Consider the following 22,360-nt stretch of genomic DNA (forward strand, 5'->3'; position numbering starts at 1 on the left):
GGGCTCCGGTAAAAAATCAGAACGGTAATTGGAGATCAGGGGCAACACGTTTCAATTGGGCGTGGAACACGTCCTTGATGCGCTGCAACTCAGCCTCGGTATCCGCCTCGAAACGCAGGACCAGCACCGGTGTGGTGTTGGACGCGCGAACCAGGCCCCAGCCTTTGGCGTAATCGACTCGCACACCATCAATGGTGGTCAGGTTGGCGCCTTCACCCCATTGCGCATCGTGCAGTGCGTCAATGATGCTGAATTTGCTCTCCTCGGTCACATGGATATTGATCTCTGGCGTAGAAATATCATTCGGGAAGGTCTGAAACAGCTCCTGCGCCGTGGATTTTTCCTTGCTGAGGATCTCCAGCAGACGGGCGGCGCTGTAAATGCCGTCGTCGAACCCGAACCAGCGCTCTTTGAAGAACACGTGGCCGCTCATTTCGCCGGCCAACAGCGCGCCGGTTTCCTTCATTTTCTTTTTGATCAACGAGTGGCCGGTCTTCCACATTAGTGGGCGACCGCCGTATTCCTTGATCAGTGGGGTGAGGCGGCGGGTGCACTTCACGTCGAAGATGATTTCGGCGTTGGGGTTACGGGCCACCACATCACGGGCAAACAGCATCAGCAGGCGGTCGGCGAACACGTTCTCGCCGGTGTTGGTCACCACGCCGACACGGTCGCCGTCACCGTCGAAGGCCAGGCCCACGTCGGCGCCGGTTTCCTTGACCTTGGCGATCAGGTCCACCAGGTTTTCAGGCTTGCCCGGGTCCGGGTGGTGGTTAGGGAAGTTGCCGTCAACGTCGCAGAACAACGGAATCACTTCGCAGTTCAGGGCTTCGAGCAGTTGCGGGGCAATCACGCCGGCCGCGCCGTTGCCGCAGTCCACCACCACTTTCAGGCGGCGGGCGAGTTTGACGTCGCCCGTGATCTGGTCAGAGTAGCGTTGAAGAATATCGACTTTGGTGATGCTGCCGGTGCCGGTGGTCAGATCGTTGGTCTTCAAGCGCTCGTGCAGCGCTTGAATCTGTTCGTTGGCGAGGGTGTCGCCGGCGATGACGATCTTGAAACCGTTGTAGTCCGACGGATTATGGCTGCCGGTGAGCATAACGCCGGACTTGCCAGCCAGTACGTTGGCTGCGTAGTACAGCGCAGGAGTCGGCACCAGGCCCACATCGCTGACGTGGCAGCCGCTGTCGGCCATGCCCTGGATCAGTTGCTCCACCAGCTCCGGGCCGGACAAGCGGCCATCGCGGCCTACCGATACATTGGGTTCGCCCTGGGCCAGGCTTTGGGAGCCGATGGCACGGCCGATCCAATAGGCGGTTTCGGCGGTCAGGGTCTTGGGCACGACGCCACGAATGTCATAGGCGCGAAAGATGCTGTCGGGAAATGTCGGGGCTACTCGGGCTGCGGTACTCATCGCGGGGGGAAACTCCATCTGAAGGGGGCAAAGCTGGCCTTAAAGTGGCTGACCGGCAGGCTCAAACTGAAGGGTATGACGGCGTTTTCGGCAGAGAGTTCGTGGTGCAAAAGTGCCATCGGAGCTGGCACTCCGTGCTTATGGCTGCGTAATGTGTTGATTTCAATGATGAAATCTCGCTGATTAATTCCGCGCATTCTTCGTCCTGAAAAGCCTTGCGGTGGCATCGGGCCGGACAAAAGCGTCCGGCCTGATTCAGCTTAGTCAGTGGCTGCCGGAATGCCCAAAACCGCCTGCGCCGCGTTGAGTCTCATCGAACTCCTGAACCAGTTCGAAGTGCGCCTGCACCACCGGCACCAGCACCAGTTGCGCGATACGCTCGCCAACAGCAATGTTGAAGGCGGTCTGGCCGCGGTTCCAGCACGACACCATCAACTCGCCCTGGTAGTCGGAGTCGATCAGACCGACCAGGTTGCCCAGCACGATGCCGTGTTTGTGGCCCAGGCCGGAGCGCGGCAGGATCAATGCCGCCAGGCCGGGGTCGCCAACGTAAATCGACAGGCCGGTAGGGATCAGGAGGGTCTGGCCGGGTTCAAGAACAGTGTCTTGCTTGAGCATGGCGCGCAGGTCCAACCCGGCGGAGCCTGGGGTGGCGTAGGCCGGCAGTGGGAATTCGTTGCCGATGCGTGGGTCGAGAATCTTGGCTTGCAAAGCGTGCATGTCAATTAAACCTGGTTCAGCCGTTGGGCGATAAATGAGATCAGTTGGCGGGCAATCTTGCCTTTGCTGGTCTGGGCGAAAACGGTGGCGTGCAACTCGCGGTCGATCACGCTGATGGCATTTTCCTCGCTGTTGAAGCCGATGCTCGGGTTGGCGACATCATTGGCAACGATCAGGTCGAGGTTTTTGTCTTTCAATTTGCGTGCCGCGTAGTCCAGCAGGTGCTCGGTTTCGGCGGCAAAGCCGACGCTGAAAGGGCGGTCCGCACGCGTGGCGATGGTTGCCAGAATGTCGGGGTTGCGCACCATTTGCAGGAGCAGGCCGTCGCCGCTTGTAGGGTCTTTCTTAAGCTTTTGCGGGGCTACGACTTCCGGGCGGTAGTCTGCAACCGCCGCCGAGGCGATAAACAGGTCGCAGGGAATGGCTGCCTCGCAGGCCGCCAGCATGTCCCGGGCGCTGACTACGTCGATTCGCGTGACCCGATCAGGCGTCGGCAAGTGCACCGGGCCGGTGATCAAGGTGACACGTGCGCCTGCCTCAACCGCCGCTTCGGCCAAGGCAAAGCCCATTTTTCCTGAGCTATGGTTGGTGATGTAGCGCACCGGGTCGATGTTTTCCTGAGTCGGGCCGGCGGTGATCAGCACGTGTTTGCCGGTGAGGGCCAGGTGCTGGAAACACTCGGCGGCGCACAGCGCCAGGTCGTTGGCTTCGAGCATGCGGCCCATGCCGACGTCGCCGCAGGCCTGGCTGCCGGACGCCGGGCCGAACACCTTGAGGCCTCGGCTTTGCAGGAGCTGGGTGTTGGCTTGGGTCGCCGGGTCGCGCCACATGGCCTGGTTCATGGCCGGGGCGATGGCGACGGTGGCGTCGGTGGCCAGCACCAGGGTGGTCAGCAGGTCATCGGCGATGCCTTGGGCCAGGCGGGCGATCAAGTCGGCGGTTGCCGGGGCGATCAGTACCAGATCGGCCCATTTGGCCAGCTCGATATGGCCCATCGCGGCTTCGGCCGCCGGGTCCAGCAGGTCCAGATGAACCGGGTGGCCGGACAGGGCTTGCATGGTCAGCGGGGTGATGAACTCGCTGCCGCCGCGGGTCATGACTACGCGCACTTCGGCGCCCTGGTCCAGAAGCCTGCGAACCAGCTCTGCGCTCTTGTAGGCGGCAATGCCGCCGCCGACGCCGAGAACGATGCGTTTCCGATACAGACGCTGCATTGGTTTGCCTTTCCAGTTCAGTGATGCCAGTTCAGTGACGCCTGCGATCCCCCCTCCCCAGGAGAAATCGCACGCAAAAAAGAGGGCTTAAGATAACACAGCGTCCGCCGGGCAACAGCGGCGCACATGCACACGGAGGTGGGATGAGTATTCGCGATTGGCCTGTGGCGGAACGTCCGCGGGAGAAGCTTTTGGAATGGGGCGCGGCAACGTTGTCGGACGCCGAACTGCTGGCGATCTTCCTGCGCACCGGGGTGTCGGGCAGAAGTGCGGTCGACCTGGCGCGTCATTTATTGGCGCAATTTGGTGGGCTTCGCCCGCTGTTGGAGGCCAACCAGACGCTGTTCAGCCAGCATTTGGGGTTAGGGCCGGCAAAGTTTGCCCAGTTGCAGGCCGTGCTGGAGATGTCCCGGCGGCATATGGCCGAACGCCTGCGCGCGGACTCGGTGCTGGAAAGCCCGCTGGCCGTGCGTGATTACCTTAAGGCGCTGCTGCGCCATGAGCCCCACGAGATCTTCGGTTGCCTGTTTCTCGACTCGAAGCACCGCGTTCTTGGCTTTGAGGCGCTGTCCCAGGGCACCATCGACACTGCCATTGTTTACCCGCGGCAAGTGGTCAAGCGTGCGTTGGCGTACAACGCGGCAGCATTGATTCTGTGTCACAACCATCCTTCGGGGAGTGTCGAGCCGAGTGCGGCTGATCGAAAATTGACCAAGTTGCTGCAAAAGGCGTTGGAGGTCGTGGATGTGCGGGTGCTGGATCACATCATCGTCGGCGATGGTGATCCATTGTCGATGGCGGAATACGGGTGGATGTAGCCCCGCCCACAAGGGCGGGGCAGGTCATCAGGGCTTGACGCTGACTTTCGAGAAGTCCTGGCGCCCGAACGGGCTCACCTGATAGCCCTCGACATTCTTGCGTGTCAGGGCAAACGCGGTCGGATGCCCCAGCGGCAGCCACAACGCCTGCTGCTGGATCTGCGCCTGGGCCTGTTGATACAGCTTGGTGCGCACGCCTTGCTCGCTGGTGGTCTTGCCGGCGCTGATCAGTTTGTCCAGCGCGGGGTCGCAGTAGCGGGCGAAGTTGGTGCCGGATTTCACCGCCGCGCAAGAGAACTGCGGGGTCAGGAAGTTATCCGGGTCGCCGTTATCGCCGGCCCAGCCCATGAACAGCAGGTCATGTTCACCGGCCTTGGCGCGGCGAATCAGTTCGCCCCATTCGATCACACGGATCTCTGCCTGGATGCCGATCTTGGCCAGGTCTGCCTGCAACAGTTGTGCGCCCAGGTTAGGGTTGGGGTTCAGCAAGCTGCCGGTTGGGCGTGTCCAAATGGTGGTCTTGAAACCGCCTTTGAGCCCCGCGCGGTCGAGCAGCGTCTTGGCCTTGGCGATGTCCTGTGGATAACCCGGCAGGTCTTTGGCATAGCTCCAGGTATTGGGTGGATAAATACCATTGGCCGCCTCGGCGGTGCCTTCAAACACAGCCTTGAGGTAGCTGTTCTTGTCAAAAGCCAGGTTGATTGCCTGGCGCACTTCCGGCTTGTCCAGCGGCGGATGCTGGCTGTTGATGGCCACGAATGCAGTCATGAAGGCGGCGGTTTTCTCCACCTTCAATGCCGGGTCATTTTCGGCCTCGCCTACATCCAGCGGCTTGGGCGAAAGGGCGATCTGGCATTCGTCGCGATGCAATTTCTGCAGGCGCACGTTGGCGTCCGGGGTAATGGCGAACAGCAAGTTATCCACAGCCGGTTTACCGGCGAAATAGTCCGGGTTGGCTTTGTAGCGAACCACGGCATCTTTCTGGAACCGTACGAAAACAAACGGGCCGGTGCCGATCGGTTGGCTATTGAGTTTCTCCGGGGTGCCGGCCTTGAGCAGCTTGTCGGCGTATTCGGCCGGGTAGATCGAGGCAAAGCCCATGCTCAGCGCGGCGAGGAAGGTCGAGTCGGCGTGATCGAGCGTGAAGCGCACGGTCAGCGGGTCGAGAGCGTCGATCTTCTTGACCAGCGTCGGCAACTGTAGCGACTGGGCATGCGGGAAACCACTTTGGGCGATCTTGTGCCATGGGTTGGCCGGATCGAGCATGCGCTCGAAACTGAAGCGCACATCTTCGGCGGTGAGGGTGCGGCTTGGGGTGAAGTATTCGGTGCGGTGGAATTTCACATCCGGGTGCAGCTTGAAGGTGTACGTCAGGCCATCTGGCGAAACGTCCCAACTGTCCGCAAGGCTCGGCACCAGCTTGCCGCTGGCGGCGTCGTAGTCCACCAGGCGGTTCATCAGGACGTCGGCCGAGGCATTGGTAGTGGTCAGCGAGTTGTATTGCACCACATCGAACCCTTCAGGGCTGGCTTCGGTACACACGCTCAAACTGGTAGCAGCCAGGGCCGTCGGCGTAATAAATAGAGGGGCTAGCAATAGCGGTAGGGCAGCGAGGCGCATGTTCGGTTTCCTTTGCAGATCGAAGGCCCATCTGCGAGTGCAGTCTGGAAAAAGCCTACCGTAGTGGTCTGATTGATAAATGACCAGTCCATTTTTGCCTGTGCTTTTGGCGCAAATGCTGTTTTGATGGCGCCTCAGCGCGTTTCGCCGCGCACTTCATCGTGCGTGCGGGCGCTGTAAATCATTCTGTGCGACGAGCGGTCGGCTGTGACAGCGGCCACTCCTGGCAACGGTTCAGGCGTCTGTCGCCAAGATTTACGCCGGTAAAAACACACGGGCTGTTGTTGCACCTTGGTCTTTCTGGTATAAAGCAGCGCTCTTTTCTAGGGGCCCGGTTCCTTCACTGTAGGTGTAGCCGGTAAGACCCTTAAAGAAACGCGGCGCCTGGCGCCAAATGACTGAGAGATTAAGCGGCCAACCCATGCCGGGTTGGGCATGTGGTTTTAGAGGGCTGAGGCATGTCGAGAGTCTGTCAAGTTACCGGTAAGGGTCCGGTGACTGGGAATAACATTTCCCACGCAAATAACAAAACCCGTCGTCGTTTCCTGCCGAACCTGCAGCATCACCGCTTCTGGGTTGAAGAAGAGAAACGTTTTGTTCGCCTGCGTGTATCTGCCAAAGGCATGCGTATCATCGACAAGCGCGGCATCACTGTCGTGCTGGCCGAAATCCGCGCCGCTGGCAAGATCTAAGGAGCTTTATCATGCGTGAATTGATTCGAATGATCTCTAGCGCCGGTACTGGTCACTTCTACACTACCGACAAGAACAAGCGTACTACCCCGGACAAGCTCGAAAAGAAAATGTTCGACCCGCGCGTTCGCAAGCACGTGATCTACAAAGAAGGCAAAATCAAGTAATTGATTTTCTTCCTTGTGAAAAAAAGCCCGTCTCTCACGAGTCGGGCTTTTTTTTGCCTGTGATTTGCTGATCAGGCTTTCTGTTCGAACACCACGTAGATCTTGCGGCACGGTTCCAGCACTTCCCAGGTGCCGCTGAAACCTGCGGGGATCACGAAACGGTCGCCCGCACGCAAGGTCTTGGCGTTACCGTCGGCATCGCGCAGCACCGAAACGCCCTGCACGATTTCGCAGTACTCATGCTCGCTGTAGTTGACCTTCCATTGCCCGACTTCACCTTCCCAGACCCCGGCGCTCATCTGGCCGCACGGGCTGTTGTAGTGGTTGTAGAGGGTTTGCTCGGGATCGCCCTTGAGGACTTTTTCGGCAGCAGGCCGGTAGCGTTCGGGGGCGGTATTGGCTTGGCTGAAGTCGACGATGTCCTGGATGCTCATGTGCGTGTCCCGTCTGGCCTGCGGTTGGAGAGTCCAAAGTCTATGTTTATTAAAATGAACATCGCAAGGGCGTTTACCGGCGTTGTGTCAAATATATTGAAACACCCCCAGCCGCTGGTTTAGGGTGGCAGCTGCCTTGAGCCGAACAGCAGGCTGGCCGGGCAAGAATTCTTTGAGGCTGCCGGGGGACATCACCTGGCCCTTGTATTCAATAAGAGGAGGACACTCGCATGACCACCCTGACCCGTGCCGACTGGGAACAACGCGCCAAGGATCTGAAGATCGAAGGCCGCGCCTACATCAATGGCGAATACACCGCCGCTGTTTCCGGTGACACGTTCGAATGCATCAGCCCGGTCGATGGCCGCCTGCTGGCAACCGTCGCCAGCTGCGACGCCGCCGACGCCCAGCGCGCTGTAGAAAATGCCCGCGCCACCTTTAATTCCGGCGTCTGGTCACGTCTGGCACCGGCCAAGCGCAAGTCCGTCATGATCCGTTTCGCCGCGCTGCTCAAGGCCAATGCCGAAGAGCTGGCCCTGCTCGAAACCCTGGACATGGGCAAGCCGATCAGCGACTCCCTGGGCATTGACGTGCCTGGCGCAGCCAACGCGCTGAGCTGGAGCGGCGAGGCCATCGACAAGATCTACGACGAAGTCGCCGCCACGCCGCACGATCAATTGGGCCTGGTGACCCGCGAGCCGGTCGGCGTTGTCGGCGCGATCGTGCCGTGGAACTTCCCTCTGATGATGGCCTGCTGGAAACTCGGCCCGGCGCTGTCCACCGGTAACTCGGTGATCCTCAAGCCGTCCGAAAAATCCCCGCTGACCGCTATCCGCATCGCGGCCCTGGCCGTTGAGGCCGGTATTCCAAAAGGCGTGTTCAACGTGCTGCCGGGCTACGGCCACACCGTGGGCAACGCGCTGGCGCTGCACATGGACGTCGACACCCTGGTGTTCACCGGTTCCACCAAAATCGCCAAGCAGCTGTTGATTCGCTCCGGCGAGTCCAACATGAAGCGCGTGTGGCTGGAAGCGGGCGGCAAGAGCCCGAACATCGTGTTCGCCGATGCTCCGGACCTGCAAGCGGCGGCCGAATCCGCCGCTGGCGCCATCGCCTTCAACCAGGGCGAAGTCTGCACCGCCGGTTCGCGTCTGCTGGTGGAGCGCTCCATCAAGGATAAATTTCTGCCGCTGGTGATCGAGGCCCTCAAAGGCTGGAAGCCAGGCAACCCGCTGGACCCGGCAACCAACGTCGGTGCGCTGGTGGACACCCAGCAGATGAATACCGTGCTGTCGTACATCGAAGCGGGTCACGCCGACGGCGCCAAGCTGGTTGCGGGCGGCAAGCGCACCCTGGAAGAAACCGGTGGCACTTACGTTGAGCCGACGATTTTCGACGGCGTGACCAACGCCATGAAGATTGCCCAGGAAGAAATCTTTGGCCCGGTTCTGTCGGTGATCACCTTCGACAGTGCCGAAGAAGCCATCGCCATCGCCAACGACACCCAATACGGCCTGGCCGCAGCGGTGTGGACGGCGGATATCTCCAAGGCGCACCTGACGGCCAAGGCCTTGCGCGCCGGTAGCGTGTGGGTCAACCAGTACGATGGCGGTGACATGACCGCGCCGTTTGGTGGCTTCAAGCAGTCCGGTAACGGTCGCGACAAGTCGCTGCACGCGTTCGACAAGTACACCGAACTGAAGGCGACCTGGATCAAGCTGTAACCCTGTAGGAAACACCGCAGGCCAAATGTGGGAGCTGGCTTTTGTGGGAGCTGGCTTGCCTGCGATAGCATCACCGAGGTGTGACTGACACACCAAGGTGCTTGCATCGCGGGCAAGCGACTCCCACCTAGGCTCGCTCCTACAGTTCGTTTGAAACCCTGAAAATTATCCACAGGAGCGTGGACATGCGTTGGGCGACTTATTTCGCCGTCCTGGCCTCGGTACTGAGTGTCGGCCTGGCCCTGGGCGTCAGCATGCCGCTGGTGTCCCTGCGCCTTGAAGGCTGGGGCTACGGCAGTTTCGCCATTGGGGTGATGGCGGCCATGCCGGCCTTCGGCGTACTGCTGGGCGCAAAGGTCTCCAGCCGCATGGCCTCATGGCTGGGCACCGCCAACCTGATGCGCCTGTGTCTGTGGGCCGGTGCAGTGTCCATCGGCTTGCTGGCAATCCTGCCCAGCTACCCGGTCTGGCTGGTCTTGCGGCTGATGATCGGGGTGATCCTGACCATCGTGTTTATCCTCGGTGAAAGCTGGATCAACCAATTAGTGGTGGAGCAATGGCGTGGCCGCCTGGTGGCGCTGTATGGCTGCAGTTATGCCTTGAGCCAGCTGTCGGGGCCGCTGCTGCTGGGTCTGATCGGCACCGACCATGATTACGGCTTCTGGGTGGGCGTAGGCCTGCTGATGGTCGCGCCATTGCTGTTGCTGGGGCGCTCCGGCGCGCCGACGGCTGAATCCTTCAGTGTCACCTTTGGCGACTTATGGCGTTTTTGCCTGAGCCTGCCGGCGATTGCCTGGGCGGTGGCTTTATTCGCGGCGTTCGAAGCGATGATTCTGACGCTGCTGCCGGTGTATTGCCTGCAACAGGGTTTCACGGCCGAGGTCGCCTTGGCCATGGTCAGCACGGTGGTGGTGGGCGATGCGCTGTTGCAATTGCCCATCGGCGCATTGGCTGACTACCTGCCGCGTCGCACGCTGTTCTTGAGCTGTGCGGTGCTGTTGCTGATCTCGAGCCTGGCGATTCCGCTGCTGATGCACACCCCGCTGATCTGGCCGGTGTGGGTGATCTTCGGCGCCAGTGCCGGTGGGTTGTTCACCTTGTCGCTAATCCTGATCGGCGAGCGTTACCGCGACGATGCGCTGGTGCGCGCGAATGCTCACGTGGCGCAGTTATGGGGCATCGGTTGCTTGATAGGGCCGTTGGTGGCCGGTGCGGGCAGCCAGTGGATCAGCGGGCACGCGTTGCCGTTGCTGATGGCGGCCGGCGCGTTGGGGCTGGTGGTGCTGCTGTTGCGCCAGGGGGCATTTGGCGTCGCACAGCCCGCCTGATTTGAAACGGGATCGAATGTGGGAGCGGGCTTGCTCGCGAATACGGTGTGTCAGTTAACGGCAATATTGACTGATCCACCGCATTCGCGAGCAAGCCCGCTCCCACACTGGATCTTCATTGTTCCTAAAGCATCCGCTCCAGACCGACTGAAGTGGCAAACCAGGCATTAAACCGGCGCCACCAATTGCCGGGTTCATCGGTCAGCGTATGCAGTTGGCCGTTATCCTCAGTGACCCATACCACTTGGCCATCCTGCAATTTCGCCTGGTAGCTCAGCGCCGGCGCCATACCTTGCAGCGCCAGGTTGCGCACGTGTTCGGCCAGCTCGGGGCTGTCCACCAGCACGCCGACTTCGGTGTTCCACAGCACTGAGCGCGGGTCAAAATTGAACGAGCCGATAAACGACTTTTCCCGATCAAAGATCATCGCCTTGCTGTGCAGGCTGGAGTCCGAGCCGTGCAGCGAGCCCCGGCGAAACAGATGCGGGCCGCTGCCTGCACTGGGGTCGCCGGGTTGGCGGCGCAGCTCGTAGAGTTTTACGCCGTGCTCCAGCAGTGCCTTGCGGTACGGCGCATAGCCGCCATGTACCGCCGGTACGTCGGTGGCTTCGAGCGAGTTGGTCAGCAAGCTCACAGACACTCCCGCGTCGGCTCGGCCGGTCAGGTACACGAGCCCAGGCTGGCCGGGGACGAAATACGCCGAAATCATGATCAGCTCATGGTTGACGCCTTCAAGCTCCGGCGCCAGTTGGGTGGTCAGCAGCAACTGCGGGTCCGGGTCGGCCTTGGCCAGCACCTTGATCGGCGCGTCCCACAACGCCTGGTTCCAGGCCCAGATCAACTCGCGGCGCCAGATGTCCATGCGTGGTTGGGTCTGGTAGGTGCGCAAGCGGTTGTACAGCGCATGGTTCTGTTGGCGGGACTCGGCGAGCGAATCTTGCAGGCGCACACGGGCGGCGGCCAGGTCACGTTTGGAGGGGCTGTTGGAGACGAAGTCATCAATCGGCTTGCTCAGTGCGCTGTTCCAGTACTGATCGAAGCTGTGCCCGAGTTGCTCGGCCACCGGGCCCACGCTGAGCATGTCGATATCGGTGAAATTCAAGTTGGGCTCGGCGTCGAAATACTCGTCGCCCAGGTTGCGGCCGCCGACGATGGCGACGCTGTTGTCCGCCAGCCACAACTTGTTGTGCATGCGCCGATGTTGCAGCGACAGGTTGAACAGGCGCCCCATGGCCCGCGTGACGCCGGTGCTGCGGCCCAGGTGCAGCGGGTTGAACAGGCGAATTTCGATCTGCGGGTGGGCGGCGAGGGTGGCGATGACCTGGTCGAGACCGTCGCTGGTGGTGTCATCCAGCAGGATGCGCACGCGCACGCCGCGGTCGGCGGCCTTGAGCAGTTCGTCCACAAGCATGCGCGTGCTGATGCCGTCGTGGACGATGTAGTACTGCAGGTCGAGGCTGCTCTGGGCGTTGCGGATCAGTTCGGCGCGAGCCATGAAGGCTTCGCTGCTGTTGGGCAGCAAACGAAAACCTGAGCGGCCTTGATGCGGCGCCGCCTGCGCCTGGATCGACCGGCCGAATGAGGATTGCGCGGCGGGCAGGGCGTCGCTGGGGATGCGCGGCGTGTCGACTGTTGCGCAGCCGCCCAGCGCCAGAGCGCCCAGCAGGAAAAACGGTAAAAGCCGTTGGATCATCAAGGGCGCTGCTTCCAGGTCAGGGCGATTGTGGGCATATGACGGCTAATTCCGGCGAAAGGTCAGTCTGGCGTCTCGGCGAGCATCTTGATCGCGGCGGCGCCGACTTTGCGTACTGCTTCTTCAATTTGCGGCGTCGGCTTGGCAGCGTAGTTCATGCGCAGGCAGTTGCGGTATTTGCCGGAGGCGGAAAAGATACTGCCTACCGCCACCTGTACGCCTTGTTCGACCAACACGCGGTTGAGCTTGAGCGTGTCGAAGCCTTCCGGCAGCTCCACCCACAGCATGAAGCTGCCTTGAGGCCGGCTGGCCCGTGTCCCGGCCGGGAAGTAGCGGCTGACCCAGTCGAGCATCAGGTCGCGATTGCGCTGGTATTGAGTGCGCATCCGCCGTAAATGCGGTTCGAAATGGCCATTTTTCAAGAACTCGGCAATCGCAATTTGTGGTTGGGTCGCGGTGGAACCGGTGCTGATGTATTTCATGTGCAGCACCCGCTCCAGGTAGCGCCCGGGCGCTACCCAGCCAATCCGTAAACCGGGTGCCAGGGTTTTCGAGAACGAGCTGCACAGCAGCACGCGGCCGTCTTCATCGAAGGATTTGATTGTGCGCGGGCGAGGGTAGCTGTAGGCCAATTCGCCATACACATCGTCTTCAATGATCGCTACGTCAAAGCGCTGGGCCAGGGTCAGCAACGCACGTTTGCGTGCCTCCGGCATGATGTAGCCCAACGGGTTGTTGCAGTTGGGCGTCAGCTGAATGACCTTGATCGGCCACTGTTCCAGCGCCAGCTCCAGCGCTTCAAGGCTGATGCCGGTGATCGGGTCCGTGGGGATTTCCAGGGCCTTCATGCCCAGGCCTTTAAGGGTCTGCATGGCGCCGTGAAAGCTTGGCGAGTCCACCGCGACGATATCGCCCGGTTCACAGATCGCGTGAATGCTGGCGGACAGCGCCTCATGGCAACCGGTGGTGATCACGATGTCTTCGGCCGTCAGCTGGCACCCGGAATCCAATGACAGGCGTGCAATTTGTTCGCGCAACTCCATACAGCCGAGGATGTTGTCGTAATACAGCCCCGGCAGATCCTGGCGGCGACTCACCCGTGCAAGGCTGCGCAGCAGGGGTTTCATGGTCGGTGACAATACATCCGGCATGCCACGGCCCATCTGTATGACGTCTTTGCGCGGCACCGCGCGAATCAGTTCCAGCACTTGGTCCCATTGCGAAATTTCCACCGGCCGCTGGGCCGGGCGGCCTACTTCGGGCAGCGCCGGCAGCTCGCGCCCAACCGGCACAAAGTAGCCGGATTTGGGCTTTGGCATTGCCAGGCCGTTGTCTTCCAGCAAGCGATAGGCTTGTTGCACGGTGCTCAGGCTAACCCCATGTTCAACGCTCAACGCGCGCACAGACGGCAAGCGATCGCCGGGACGATAGAAGCCCTGTTCGATGCGCGTGCCGAGCAATTCGGCGAGGTTGACGTAAAGGGTCATGGCGGTCGCTCCCGAGGACCAGTACAGATAGGCGGAAAATACAGGATTCAGGCGATCATGGGCAGTATCTGTATGGATTTAATAAAGATGCGTTGAATCTGTCATGGTTTTGCCGTTGCGCTCACGCTAGTCACTCATGGCAACAAGCAAATGAGGGGCAGCAAAATGAGCGGCATAAGCGATGTGCGTCTGATGTTACACAGTCAGGAATTGCAGGCAGGGCAAGAGCGCGCGACGGCGCCGCGGGATATCAGCCGCTGGCGTTTGTTCTGGCACCGCCGTCACACGCGCAAAGCCTTGCTGCACCTGACTCGCGAACAACTGCGCGACGTCGGGCTGAGCGTCGAACAAGCGCGCGAGGAAGGCCTGAAACCGTTCTGGCGCGACTGATCAGACCAGCTCTTTGAACCGGTGCCAGAGCATTCCCAATGCCAGTAGCGGCGAACGCAAATGTTTACCGCCGGGGAAGGTGATGTGCGGCACTTGGGCGAACAAATCGAAACGACCCTGCTGCTGGCCGCTGATGGCTTCGGCCAGCAGCTTGCCGGCCAGGTGCGTGGCATTGAGGCCGTGGCCGGCGTAGGCCTGGGCGTAATACACATTGGGTTGATCGGCCAGCCGGCCAATCTGTGGCAAGCGGTTGGCGCCGATGCCGATCATGCCGCCCCACTGGTAGTCGATCTTCACGTCGGCCAGTTGTGGGAACACCTTGAGCATTTTTGGGCGCATGTAGGCACCGATGTCCTGTGGATCCCGTCCGGAATAGTGACAGGCACCGCCGAACAACAGGCGGCGGTCGGCGGACAACCGGAAGTAATCCACCGTCACCCGTTGATCACACACGGCCATGTTCTGCGGCAGCAGGTGGGCGGCCTGGGCTTCGCTCAATGGTTCGGTGGCAATGATGTAGCTGCCGGCGGGCAGCACTTTGCCGCTCAGGTGTGGGTTGAGGCCATTGAGGTAGGCGTTGCACGCCAACACCAGGGTCTTGGCGCGCACATTGCCAAGGGCGGTGTGCACGTTGACTTCAGGGCCATAGTCGATGCGTGTTACTTCCGACTGCTCGAACAGCTTCACGCCCAGCTTCTGCGCGGCGGCGGCTTCGCCGAGGGCCAGATTCAGCGGGTGCAAATGGCCGGAGCCCATGTCGATCATGCCGCCCACGTAGCGGTCGGAACCGATCACGCTGCTCATCTGGTTGGCTTGCAGCAGGCGCACTTCATGGCGATAGCCGAGACTGCGCAGTTCTTCGGCATCTTCGGCCAGGTCGTGCAGGTGCTGAGGTTTGTTCGCCAGGTCGCAGTAACCCCAGGTCAGGTCGCAGGGGATTTGATAGCGCTCGACGCGCTCGCGCACGATCTCCACGGCTTCCAGGCCCATCAACTTCATCTGGCGCACACCGTCGGTGCCGATCACGTTGGCAAACTGGTCCAGGCCATGGCCGACGCCGCGAATCAGCTGGCCGCCGTTACGGCCACTGGCGCCCCAGCCCATCTTGCGCGCCTCCAGCAACACCACGCTGTAACCGCGCTCGGCCAGTTCCAGGGCGGTGTTGAGCCCGGAGTAACCGCCGCCAATCACGCACACATCGGCGCTGACCTCGCCCGTCAACGCCGGGTAATCGGGTTGTGGGACGCTGCTGGCGGCGTAGTAGGAAGCGGTGTGCCGGGCGCTGGCGGTCATGGGGAGCATCCCTGTTTGGAAAATTTGACGCAGGATACAGCGGTCGGACGAAGCTGTCTGCGCAGGGCGTTTTGCGTCAGAATCCACGCCTATTCGCCGTCCGGTATGTGTTCCGATGAGTTGCAACAGTCAGAAAATCAGCGCGCTGCGTAGGCAGATTCCTTCGTTCGAGTGTGTTCCGGGTTGCCACGATTGCTGTGGGCCGGTGACGACCTCGCCCGAGGAAATGTCGCGCCTGCCACGCAAGACCGCAGCCGAGCAGGACGCGGCCATGGACGAGTTGAACTGCGTGCACCTTGGGCCCAACGGCTGCACGGTGTACGACGAACGCCCGCTGATCTGCCGGTTGTTTGGTACCACCAAGACCTTGCCGTGCCCCAACGGGCGGCGGCCCGTGGAGCTGATTCATCCGCGGGTTGAGAAGCAGATCCACGAATACATGGCCAGCACCCGGCAAGTCTTGGTCTAGGGATGTACTCGGTCAAAAATGTGGGAGCTGGCTTGCCTGCGATAGCGGTGTATCAATCACACCGCTATCGCAGGCAAGCCAGCTCCCACCTTTGCGCACGTTGAATCAGTTAATCCGGAATCGGCAGGTTCAAGCTCTCCTTGACCTCTTCCATCACGATATAGCTCTTTGATTCGCGCACATGGGGCAGTTTGAGCAGGATATCGCCAAGCAATTTGCGGTACGAGGCCATCTCGGAAATGCGCGCTTTCACCAGGTAGTCGAAGTCACCCGACACCAAATGGCACTCCAGCACATGGGGCAGTTTGAGCACGGCGCGGCGGAATTCTTCAAAGGTGTCGCCGGACTTGTAATCGAGGCTGATCTCGACAAATACCAGCAAACTGCCCTTCAAATGCTGCGGATTGAGCCGCGCGTTGTAACCCATGATGATCCCTTCGCGTTCCAGGCGGCGTACGCGCTCGGTGCACGGCGTGGTCGAGAGCCCGACTTTTTCCCCCAGCTCCGTGAATGAAATGCGCCCGTCGGTTTGCAGGATGCGCAGGATATTGCGGTCGATCTTGTCCAGCTCCCGCTTGGTCTGGGTGTTGGTACGCATAGGGGATACGCCTCTGTGAAAAGGGTTTTTGCCGAGAATTGTCGCCAAATATAGGCATTTATATAGTGAAATGCACTGGCAGTTGCTTTTTATACTGCGCTCATCATTGCTCCAATAACACACGTCAGCGGCCAAGCCCGCGATGAGGATATAAAAATGCGCGTTCTGGTCTTGGGTAGCGGCGTCATTGGTGTGACCAGTGCGTACTATTTGGCGCGGGCCGGCTTTGAAGTCGTTGTGGTCGACCGTCAGCCAGCCGCTGCCATGGAAACCAGTTTCGCCAACGCCGGCCAGGTGTCGCCTGGTTACGCCTCGCCCTGGGCTGCGCCGGGCGTGCCGCTCAAGGCGATCAAGTGGCTGCTGCAGCGCCACGCGCCGCTGGCGATCAAGGCCACCGCCGATATCGATCAATACCTGTGGATGGCGCAGATGCTGCGCAATTGCACCCAAAGCCGTTACGCAGTGAACAAGGAGCGCATGGTCCGCCTGTCCGAGTACAGCCGCGACTGCCTCGACGAGCTGCGTGCTGAAACCGGCATTGCCTACGAGGGCCGCAGCCTCGGCACAACGCAATTGTTCCGCACCCAGGCCCAACTGGACGGCGCGGCCAAAGACATCGCCGTGCTCAAAGAGTCTGGCGTACCGTTCGAGCTGCTCGACCGCGCCGGTATCGCCCGCGTTGAGCCGGCCCTGGCCAGCGTCACGGATATTCTCGCTGGCGCGCTGCGCCTGCCGAACGACCAGACGGGCGACTGCCAGATGTTCACCACGCGCCTGGTCGACATGTGCAAGCAGCTGGGCGTTGAGTTCCGCTTCGAGCAGGACATCCAGCGCCTCGACTACGCAGGCGACCGCATCAATGGCGTGTGGATCGACGGCACGCTGGAAACCGCAGACCGTTATGTACTGGCCCTCGGCAGCTACTCGCCGAAACTGCTCAAGCCGCTGGGGATCAAGGCACCGGTGTACCCGCTCAAGGGTTACTCGCTGACCGTGCCGATCACCAACCCGGCGATGGCACCGACCTCGACCATTCTGGACGAGACCTACAAGGTCGCGATCACCCGTTTCGACAACCGCATCCGCGTTGGCGGCATGGCTGAAATCGCCGGTTTTGACCTGTCGCTGAACCCGCGCCGGCGTGAAACCCTGGAGATGATCGTCAACGACCTTTATCCTCAGGGCGGCGATTTGACCGAAGCCACATTCTGGACCGGCCTGCGCCCGACCACACCCGACGGCACGCCGATTGTCGGTGCCACGCCCTTCAAGAACCTGTTCCTCAATACCGGGCACGGCACACTTGGCTGGACCATGGCCTGTGGCTCTGGTCGTTTGCTGGCCGACCTGATGGCGAAGAAAACCCCGCAGATCAGCGCCGAAGGCCTCGATATTTCCCGTTACGGCAACCACCAGGAGTCCGCAAAACATGTCAATCCAGCGCCAGCTCACCAATGAGCGCATGAGCCAGATCGTTGTTCACAGCGGTACCGTGTATCTGGCAGGGCAAGTCGGCGACGACATGAGTGCCGGGATTGAACAGCAGACCCGTGAAACACTGGCCAATATCGAGCGTTTGCTGGACTTGGCCGGCACCGACAAATCCAAGCTGCTGTCGGTGACGATCTACTTGAAAGACATCGACGCCGATTTCGCCGGCATGAACGCGGTGTGGGACAAGTGGCTGCCTAAAGGCGTTGCCCCGGCCCGTGCCACGGTTGAAGCCAAGCTGTGCGAACCGGAAATCCTGGTAGAGCTGTCCGTCGTGGCCGCGCTGCCTTAACCAACGATCCCTCTCCCGGTGCCGGCGCTGTCTGTCGGTTCCGGTTTTTTCTTCACTCTGCCGCCTAGAAGCCTGCCGCCATGCGTCCTGCCCGTGCCCTGATCGACCTCCAAGCCCTGCGCCACAATTACCAACTGGCCCGTGAAGTCACGGGGGCCAAGGCCCTCGCCGTGGTCAAGGCCGATGCCTATGGCCACGGCGCCGTGCGCGTGGCCCAGGCGCTGGAAGCCGAAGCCGACGGGTTTGCCGTGGCGTGCATCGAGGAAGCGCTGGAGCTGCGTGCCGCGGGGGTTCGCGCGCCGGTGCTGTTGCTGGAAGGGTTCTTCGAAGCCGACGAGCTGCCGCTGATCATCGAGCATGATTTCTGGTGCGTGGTGCATTCGCTGTGGCAGTTGGACGCAATTGAGCAGGCCCGGTTGAGCAAGCCGCTGACCATCTGGCTCAAGTTGGATTCGGGCATGCATCGTGTCGGCCTGCATCCCAAGGATTACCACGAGGCTTACCAGCGCCTGCTGGCCAGCGGTAAAGTGGCGAAAATCGTATTGATGAGCCACTTCGCCCGTGCCGACGAGCTCGATTGTGTACGCAGCAATGAACAAGTGGCGGTGTTTGAAGCGGCGCGCCAAGGCTTGTCGGCCGAGGTGAGCCTGCGCAACTCGCCGTCAGTGATGGGCTGGCCGAACGTCTCCAGCGACTGGGTGCGCCCAGGCATCATGCTCTACGGCGCCACGCCGTTTGGTGAAGACCAGGCGATTGCCGCGCGCTTGCAGCCGGTGATGACGCTCGAATCCAAAGTCATCTGCGTGCGCGAACTGCCGGCCGGCGAGCCGGTGGGCTACGGCGCCAAGTTCATCACACCCAAACCGATGCGGATCGGCGTGGTCGCCATGGGCTATGCCGATGGTTATCCACGTCACGCGCCCACTGGCACACCGGTGTTGGTGGCGGGCCAGCGCAGCCAGTTGCTGGGCCGTGTATCCATGGACATGCTGTGTGTCGACCTCACCGACGTGCCGCAGGCCGGGCTCGGTTCCACCGTGGAGCTGTGGGGCAAAACTATTCTCGCCAGCGACGTTGCGACTGCTGCCGAGACCATTCCCTACCAGATCTTCTGCAACCTGCGCCGCGTGCCAAGGCTCTATTCCGGGGCTTGAACAAGGCCTACGAGTGGAGCTGACCAGGATTTAGGCCCAAGTGTTGTAAATACTGAACGCTGTCGCCATGATAACGCTCAATTACAACAACGCCTGAATCCTAGGAGGCTCCTGCATTGGACGTCGGCGAACGACTGCAATCCATCCGTAAACTGAAGGGTCTTTCCCAGCGCGAGCTCGCCAAGCGCGCGGGTGTCACCAACAGCACCATTTCGATGATCGAAAAAAACAGTGTCAGCCCCTCGATCAGCTCCTTGCGCAAGGTGCTGGGCGGCATCCCCATGTCGATGGTCGAGTTCTTTTCCGAGGAGATCCTCCAGGAAAAACCGACCCAGATCGTCTATAAAGCCAATGAGCTGATCGACATATCGGACGGCGCCGTCACCATGAAACTGGTTGGCCGCGCACACCCGAGCCGGGCGATCGCGTTTCTCAACGAAATTTACCCGCCGGGCGCCGACACCGGCGAAGAAATGCTCACCCACGAAGGCGAGGAAACCGGGATTCTGGTGGAAGGTCGCCTGGAGTTGGTGGTCGGTCTTGAAACTTTTGTGCTCGAAGCCGGCGATAGCTACTACTTTGAAAGCACCAAGCCCCATCGTTTTCGCAACCCGTTCGACGTGCCGGCGCGACTAATCAGCGCAGCCACACCCGCGAACTTTTGACACAAGAGGCGTGCTGCCAGCGTTGCAGACACTCCCGCAGCTGTATTCCGCACGGCCGAATCTCCCTTTAGTTAATAGGGTTGTTTCGGCCGGACGGGCTAACCGTTATACTTTCGCCGCCTGCGAAACCGTGGCCGCAGGCGTGAATAGCCACCATTGAGGGTGAACGCGTGAACCTAATTATGAAAATGCTGGCTGCACCAGCAACCGTACTGGCCCTATGGGCTGTCAGCGCTCAAGCTGCCACCAATGATGAAATTGCCAAGCGCCTGGAACCTGTCGGCCAAGTCTGTGTTCAGGGCCAGGAATGCAAAGGGATGGAAGTGGCGGTGGCAGCCGGTGGCGGCGGCGGTGCAAAAACGCCGGATGACGTGATCGCCAAGCACTGCAACGCCTGCCACGGCACCGGCCTGCTTGGCGCACCGAAAATCGGTGACACCGCTGCCTGGAAAGACCGCGCCGATCACCAGGGCGGCCTTGACGGCCTGCTCGCCAAGGCGATCACCGGCCTCAACGCCATGCCGCCTAAAGGCACTTGCGCCGATTGCTCGGACGACGAGCTTAAAGGCGCGATCGAGAAGATGTCGGGGCTTAAATAAACCGATCTTCGCCAAAAAGCCGCTGCCCAGCGGCTTTTTTGTGCCCGTGATTTAAGTTTGCAGGCTGTTCATTGCAGCAAAGACCCGGCAAGCTCGGTCCAACCCCTAATCATGGAATGTTCAGGAGGGTCGGATGGTGCAGTTGTGTTCAATCGAGCAAGCAGTTGACGACGTATTGGCGCGCTTGCCCGCGCATATCCACATGGGCATGCCCCTGGGCCTGGGCAAGCCCAACCTGTTCGTCAACGCGCTGTACCGGCGCATCGCCAAGTTGCCGGAGCGGGCGCTGACGATCTACACCGCGCTGGCCCTGGGTCGTCCGACCTTGGGCGACGGTTTGCAGAAGCGCTTTCTCGAGCCCTTCATCGAACGCGTATTTGGCGACTACCCCGAGCTGGATTTTCTCGCCGACCTGCACAAGGACAGCCTGCCCGCGAACATCCGCGTGCAGCAGTTCTTCATGCAGCCCGGCAGCCTGCTCCACAGCGCATCGGCGCAGCAGGATTACGTCAGCAGCAATTACAGTCACGCGGCGCGCGACATCAACGCCGCCGGCCTGAATCTGGTGGCGCAACTGGTGGCCAGCAGCACTGAGCATCCGGATCGCCTGAGCTTGAGCTGCAACCCCGACATCACACTCGACCTGCTGCCGATGATCGAGAAGCGCCGTGAGGATGGCGAAACCATCCTGATCGTTGGCCAAGTGCATTCCGATCTGCCCTACATGCCGGGCGATGCCGAACTGGGCATGGACGCGTTCGATTACCTGATCGACGAAAAGGACAGCACCACGCTGTTCTCCACACCCAATATGCCGGTGGGCTTGCAGGACCACTTTATCGGTGTGCATGCCAGCACGCTGGTGCGCGATGGCGGCACGTTGCAGATCGGTATCGGCTCCATGGGCGACGCGCTGACCGCCGCCTTGCTGGCGCGCCAGGCGGATAACGAGGCTTATCGACTGCTGCTCACCGACCTTGATGTGTATCAATGGGCGCCCCTGATCAGCCGCGAAGGCGGTGTGTCGCCCTTTGCCCGTGGCCTGTATGGCTGCAGCGAAATGTTCGTCAACGGCCTGCTGGTACTGGCCGACGCCGGCATTATCCGGCGCAAGGTTTACCCGGATGTGGCGACCCAGGCGCAAGCCAACGCCGGCACGCTGGACGACGCGGCGCAACCTGACGGCGTGTCGATCCATGGCGGTTTCTTTCTCGGGCCGCGCAGTTTTTACCAGCGCCTGCAGGAAATGACGCACGCCAAGCGCCTCGAATTCAACATGACGCGCATCAGCTACATCAACGAGCTGTATGGCCAGGAAGAGCTCAAGCGCCTGCAACGCCTGGACGCGCGGTTTATCAACAGCGCGATCATGGTGACCTTGCTCGGCGCAGGTGTGGCCGATCAGCTGGAAGATGGCCGCGTGCTCAGCGGCGTCGGCGGGCAGTACAACTTTGTTGCGCAAGGCCATGCATTGGAAGGCGCGCGTTCGATCCTGATCCTGCGCAGCTGGCGCGAGTCGGCCGGGGAGGTCAGTTCCAATATTGTCTGGGAGTACGGCCACTGCACCATTCCCCGACACCTGCGCGATATCGTCATCACCGAGTACGGGATTGCCGATTTGCGTGGGCAGACAGATGCCAAGGTGATCGAGGCGCTGCTGAATATCACCGACTCGCGCTTTCAGAACGACTTGATCGAACAGGCGCAAAAGGCCGGCAAATTACCCAAGGATTTCCAGCTGGACCCTCGCTTTGCCGACAATACGCCCGAGCGGCTCAAGGGTATTCAGGCGCGGCATCACCGGCTGTTTCCGGAGTATCCGCTGGGCACTGACTTCACGGATGAGGAGAAGGATCTGTTGCGCGCTTTGAACTGGCTCAAAAGCAAATTCAAGCTGACGGAGATTCTGGAGTTGGGCAAGGCGGCGCTGGATGCACCGGAGCCGGAGGCGTTTCCTGAGCATCTCAAACGGATGCGGCTGGATAAGCCGGACGGGCTGAAAGAAGATCTGTACCAGCGCCTGTTGCTCGCCGGCCTACAGGCCACCGCACACTAAAAACCACCACGAAACCAAATGTGGGAGGGGGCTTGCCCCCGA

Annotated in this window: 21 protein-coding genes and 1 pseudogene; 13 read left to right on the forward strand and 9 right to left on the reverse strand. The window is 60.9% G+C overall.

The window, feature by feature from the left end; all coding sequences use genetic code 11:
• Positions 1–16 precede the first annotated feature (16 nt).
• From L8K08_RS20100 to coaBC, 3 genes and pseudogenes are all read right to left on the reverse strand, one after another.
• Positions 17–1,438, reverse strand: a pseudogene (locus tag L8K08_RS20100) (phosphomannomutase/phosphoglucomutase); the annotation flags it as partial.
• A gap of 240 nt (positions 1,439–1,678) precedes the next feature.
• Entirely contained in the window at positions 1,679–2,134 is a 456-nt protein-coding gene (gene dut / locus L8K08_RS20105; protein WP_106575855.1) for a dUTP diphosphatase, read from the reverse strand.
• A 5-nt stretch (positions 2,135–2,139) separates the two neighbouring features.
• Complete coding sequence (gene coaBC / locus L8K08_RS20110) at positions 2,140–3,348, reverse strand: bifunctional phosphopantothenoylcysteine decarboxylase/phosphopantothenate--cysteine ligase CoaBC (protein ID WP_145158141.1); 1,209 nt, start codon at positions 3,346–3,348, stop codon at positions 2,140–2,142.
• Between the two features lie 143 nt (positions 3,349–3,491).
• Between coaBC and radC the strand changes: the two genes are divergently transcribed.
• Complete coding sequence (gene radC / locus L8K08_RS20115) at positions 3,492–4,166, forward strand: DNA repair protein RadC (RefSeq protein ID WP_119737230.1); 675 nt, start codon at positions 3,492–3,494, stop codon at positions 4,164–4,166.
• Between the two features lie 27 nt (positions 4,167–4,193).
• On the opposite strand, the gene L8K08_RS20120 is transcribed toward radC, so the two are convergent.
• Positions 4,194–5,786: an ABC transporter substrate-binding protein gene (locus tag L8K08_RS20120; RefSeq protein ID WP_242199576.1), complete on the reverse strand. Its 1,593-nt coding sequence runs from the start codon at positions 5,784–5,786 to the stop codon at positions 4,194–4,196.
• Between the two features lie 458 nt (positions 5,787–6,244).
• Here L8K08_RS20120 and rpmB point away from each other — a divergent pair, with 458 nt between their 5' ends.
• Together rpmB and rpmG are read left to right on the forward strand one after the other, a co-directional pair.
• The gene (gene rpmB / locus L8K08_RS20125; protein ID WP_003176907.1) at positions 6,245–6,478 is read left to right on the forward strand and encodes a 50S ribosomal protein L28; all 234 of its coding nucleotides are present in this window, start codon (positions 6,245–6,247) and stop codon (positions 6,476–6,478) included.
• Between the two features lie 11 nt (positions 6,479–6,489).
• Positions 6,490–6,645, forward strand: a complete 156-nt coding sequence (gene rpmG, locus L8K08_RS20130) for a 50S ribosomal protein L33 (RefSeq protein ID WP_003176906.1) — start codon at positions 6,490–6,492, stop codon at positions 6,643–6,645.
• 71 nt (positions 6,646–6,716) lie between these two features.
• Here rpmG and L8K08_RS20135 read toward each other — a convergent pair whose 3' ends face one another.
• On the reverse strand, positions 6,717–7,079 hold the full coding sequence (locus L8K08_RS20135; RefSeq protein ID WP_145158135.1) for a cupin domain-containing protein: 363 nt from the start codon (positions 7,077–7,079) through the stop codon (positions 6,717–6,719).
• A 230-nt stretch (positions 7,080–7,309) separates the two neighbouring features.
• Between L8K08_RS20135 and L8K08_RS20140 the strand changes: the two genes are divergently transcribed.
• Positions 7,310–8,803 (forward strand): aldehyde dehydrogenase, encoded by a 1,494-nt coding sequence (locus tag L8K08_RS20140; protein ID WP_145158132.1) that lies wholly within the window; start codon positions 7,310–7,312, stop codon positions 8,801–8,803.
• Between the two features lie 185 nt (positions 8,804–8,988).
• A complete protein-coding gene (locus L8K08_RS20145) occupies positions 8,989–10,131 on the forward strand; it encodes an MFS transporter (protein WP_145158129.1) in 1,143 nt (380 codons plus the stop codon).
• 124 nt (positions 10,132–10,255) lie between these two features.
• On the opposite strand, the gene L8K08_RS20150 is transcribed toward L8K08_RS20145, so the two are convergent.
• Both L8K08_RS20150 and L8K08_RS20155 read right to left on the reverse strand, forming a co-directional pair.
• Complete coding sequence (locus L8K08_RS20150) at positions 10,256–11,824, reverse strand: phospholipase D family protein (RefSeq protein WP_242199579.1); 1,569 nt, start codon at positions 11,822–11,824, stop codon at positions 10,256–10,258.
• Between the two features lie 62 nt (positions 11,825–11,886).
• The gene (locus L8K08_RS20155; RefSeq protein ID WP_242199581.1) at positions 11,887–13,311 is read right to left on the reverse strand and encodes a PLP-dependent aminotransferase family protein; all 1,425 of its coding nucleotides are present in this window, start codon (positions 13,309–13,311) and stop codon (positions 11,887–11,889) included.
• A 165-nt stretch (positions 13,312–13,476) separates the two neighbouring features.
• Between L8K08_RS20155 and L8K08_RS20160 the strand changes: the two genes are divergently transcribed.
• Positions 13,477–13,701 carry a DUF1127 domain-containing protein gene (locus L8K08_RS20160; protein ID WP_242199583.1) on the forward strand — a complete coding sequence of 75 codons (225 nt, stop codon included), beginning with the start codon at positions 13,477–13,479 and terminating at the stop codon, positions 13,699–13,701.
• Here the strand turns inward: L8K08_RS20160 and L8K08_RS20165 are convergent, their stop codons facing one another.
• Positions 13,702–14,994, reverse strand: a complete 1,293-nt coding sequence (locus L8K08_RS20165; RefSeq protein ID WP_242199586.1) for an FAD-binding oxidoreductase — start codon at positions 14,992–14,994, stop codon at positions 13,702–13,704.
• Positions 14,995–15,109: 115 nt separating this feature from the next.
• Between L8K08_RS20165 and L8K08_RS20170 the strand changes: the two genes are divergently transcribed.
• Positions 15,110–15,463: a YkgJ family cysteine cluster protein gene (locus L8K08_RS20170; RefSeq protein ID WP_016975913.1), complete on the forward strand. Its 354-nt coding sequence runs from the start codon at positions 15,110–15,112 to the stop codon at positions 15,461–15,463.
• A 109-nt stretch (positions 15,464–15,572) separates the two neighbouring features.
• Here the strand turns inward: L8K08_RS20170 and L8K08_RS20175 are convergent, their stop codons facing one another.
• Positions 15,573–16,061 carry an Lrp/AsnC ligand binding domain-containing protein gene (locus tag L8K08_RS20175; RefSeq protein WP_003176896.1) on the reverse strand — a complete coding sequence of 163 codons (489 nt, stop codon included), beginning with the start codon at positions 16,059–16,061 and terminating at the stop codon, positions 15,573–15,575.
• Positions 16,062–16,217: 156 nt separating this feature from the next.
• Between L8K08_RS20175 and dadA the strand changes: the two genes are divergently transcribed.
• The 6 genes from dadA (at position 16,218) to L8K08_RS20205 (ending at position 22,318) form a co-directional block, all read left to right on the forward strand.
• Complete coding sequence (gene dadA, locus L8K08_RS20180; protein ID WP_242199588.1) at positions 16,218–17,519, forward strand: D-amino acid dehydrogenase; 1,302 nt, start codon at positions 16,218–16,220, stop codon at positions 17,517–17,519.
• Complete coding sequence (locus tag L8K08_RS20185) at positions 17,491–17,844, forward strand: RidA family protein (RefSeq protein ID WP_145158111.1); 354 nt, start codon at positions 17,491–17,493, stop codon at positions 17,842–17,844. The genes dadA and L8K08_RS20185 overlap by 29 nt, the downstream gene beginning before the upstream one ends.
• Positions 17,845–17,924: 80 nt before the next feature.
• On the forward strand, positions 17,925–18,998 hold the full coding sequence (gene alr / locus L8K08_RS20190; RefSeq protein ID WP_242199590.1) for an alanine racemase: 1,074 nt from the start codon (positions 17,925–17,927) through the stop codon (positions 18,996–18,998).
• A gap of 116 nt (positions 18,999–19,114) precedes the next feature.
• The gene (locus L8K08_RS20195; RefSeq protein WP_017135864.1) at positions 19,115–19,663 is read left to right on the forward strand and encodes a cupin domain-containing protein; all 549 of its coding nucleotides are present in this window, start codon (positions 19,115–19,117) and stop codon (positions 19,661–19,663) included.
• 182 nt (positions 19,664–19,845) lie between these two features.
• Positions 19,846–20,262 carry a c-type cytochrome gene (locus L8K08_RS20200; RefSeq protein WP_065931891.1) on the forward strand — a complete coding sequence of 139 codons (417 nt, stop codon included), beginning with the start codon at positions 19,846–19,848 and terminating at the stop codon, positions 20,260–20,262.
• A gap of 133 nt (positions 20,263–20,395) precedes the next feature.
• Entirely contained in the window at positions 20,396–22,318 is a 1,923-nt protein-coding gene (locus L8K08_RS20205) for an acetyl-CoA hydrolase/transferase C-terminal domain-containing protein (RefSeq protein WP_242199592.1), read from the forward strand.
• Positions 22,319–22,360 lie beyond the last annotated feature (42 nt).

This window comes from Pseudomonas sp. TREG-RG-20F-10-E-6-01 (assembly GCF_022662455.1).
Classification (GTDB): domain Bacteria; phylum Pseudomonadota; class Gammaproteobacteria; order Pseudomonadales; family Pseudomonadaceae; genus Aquipseudomonas.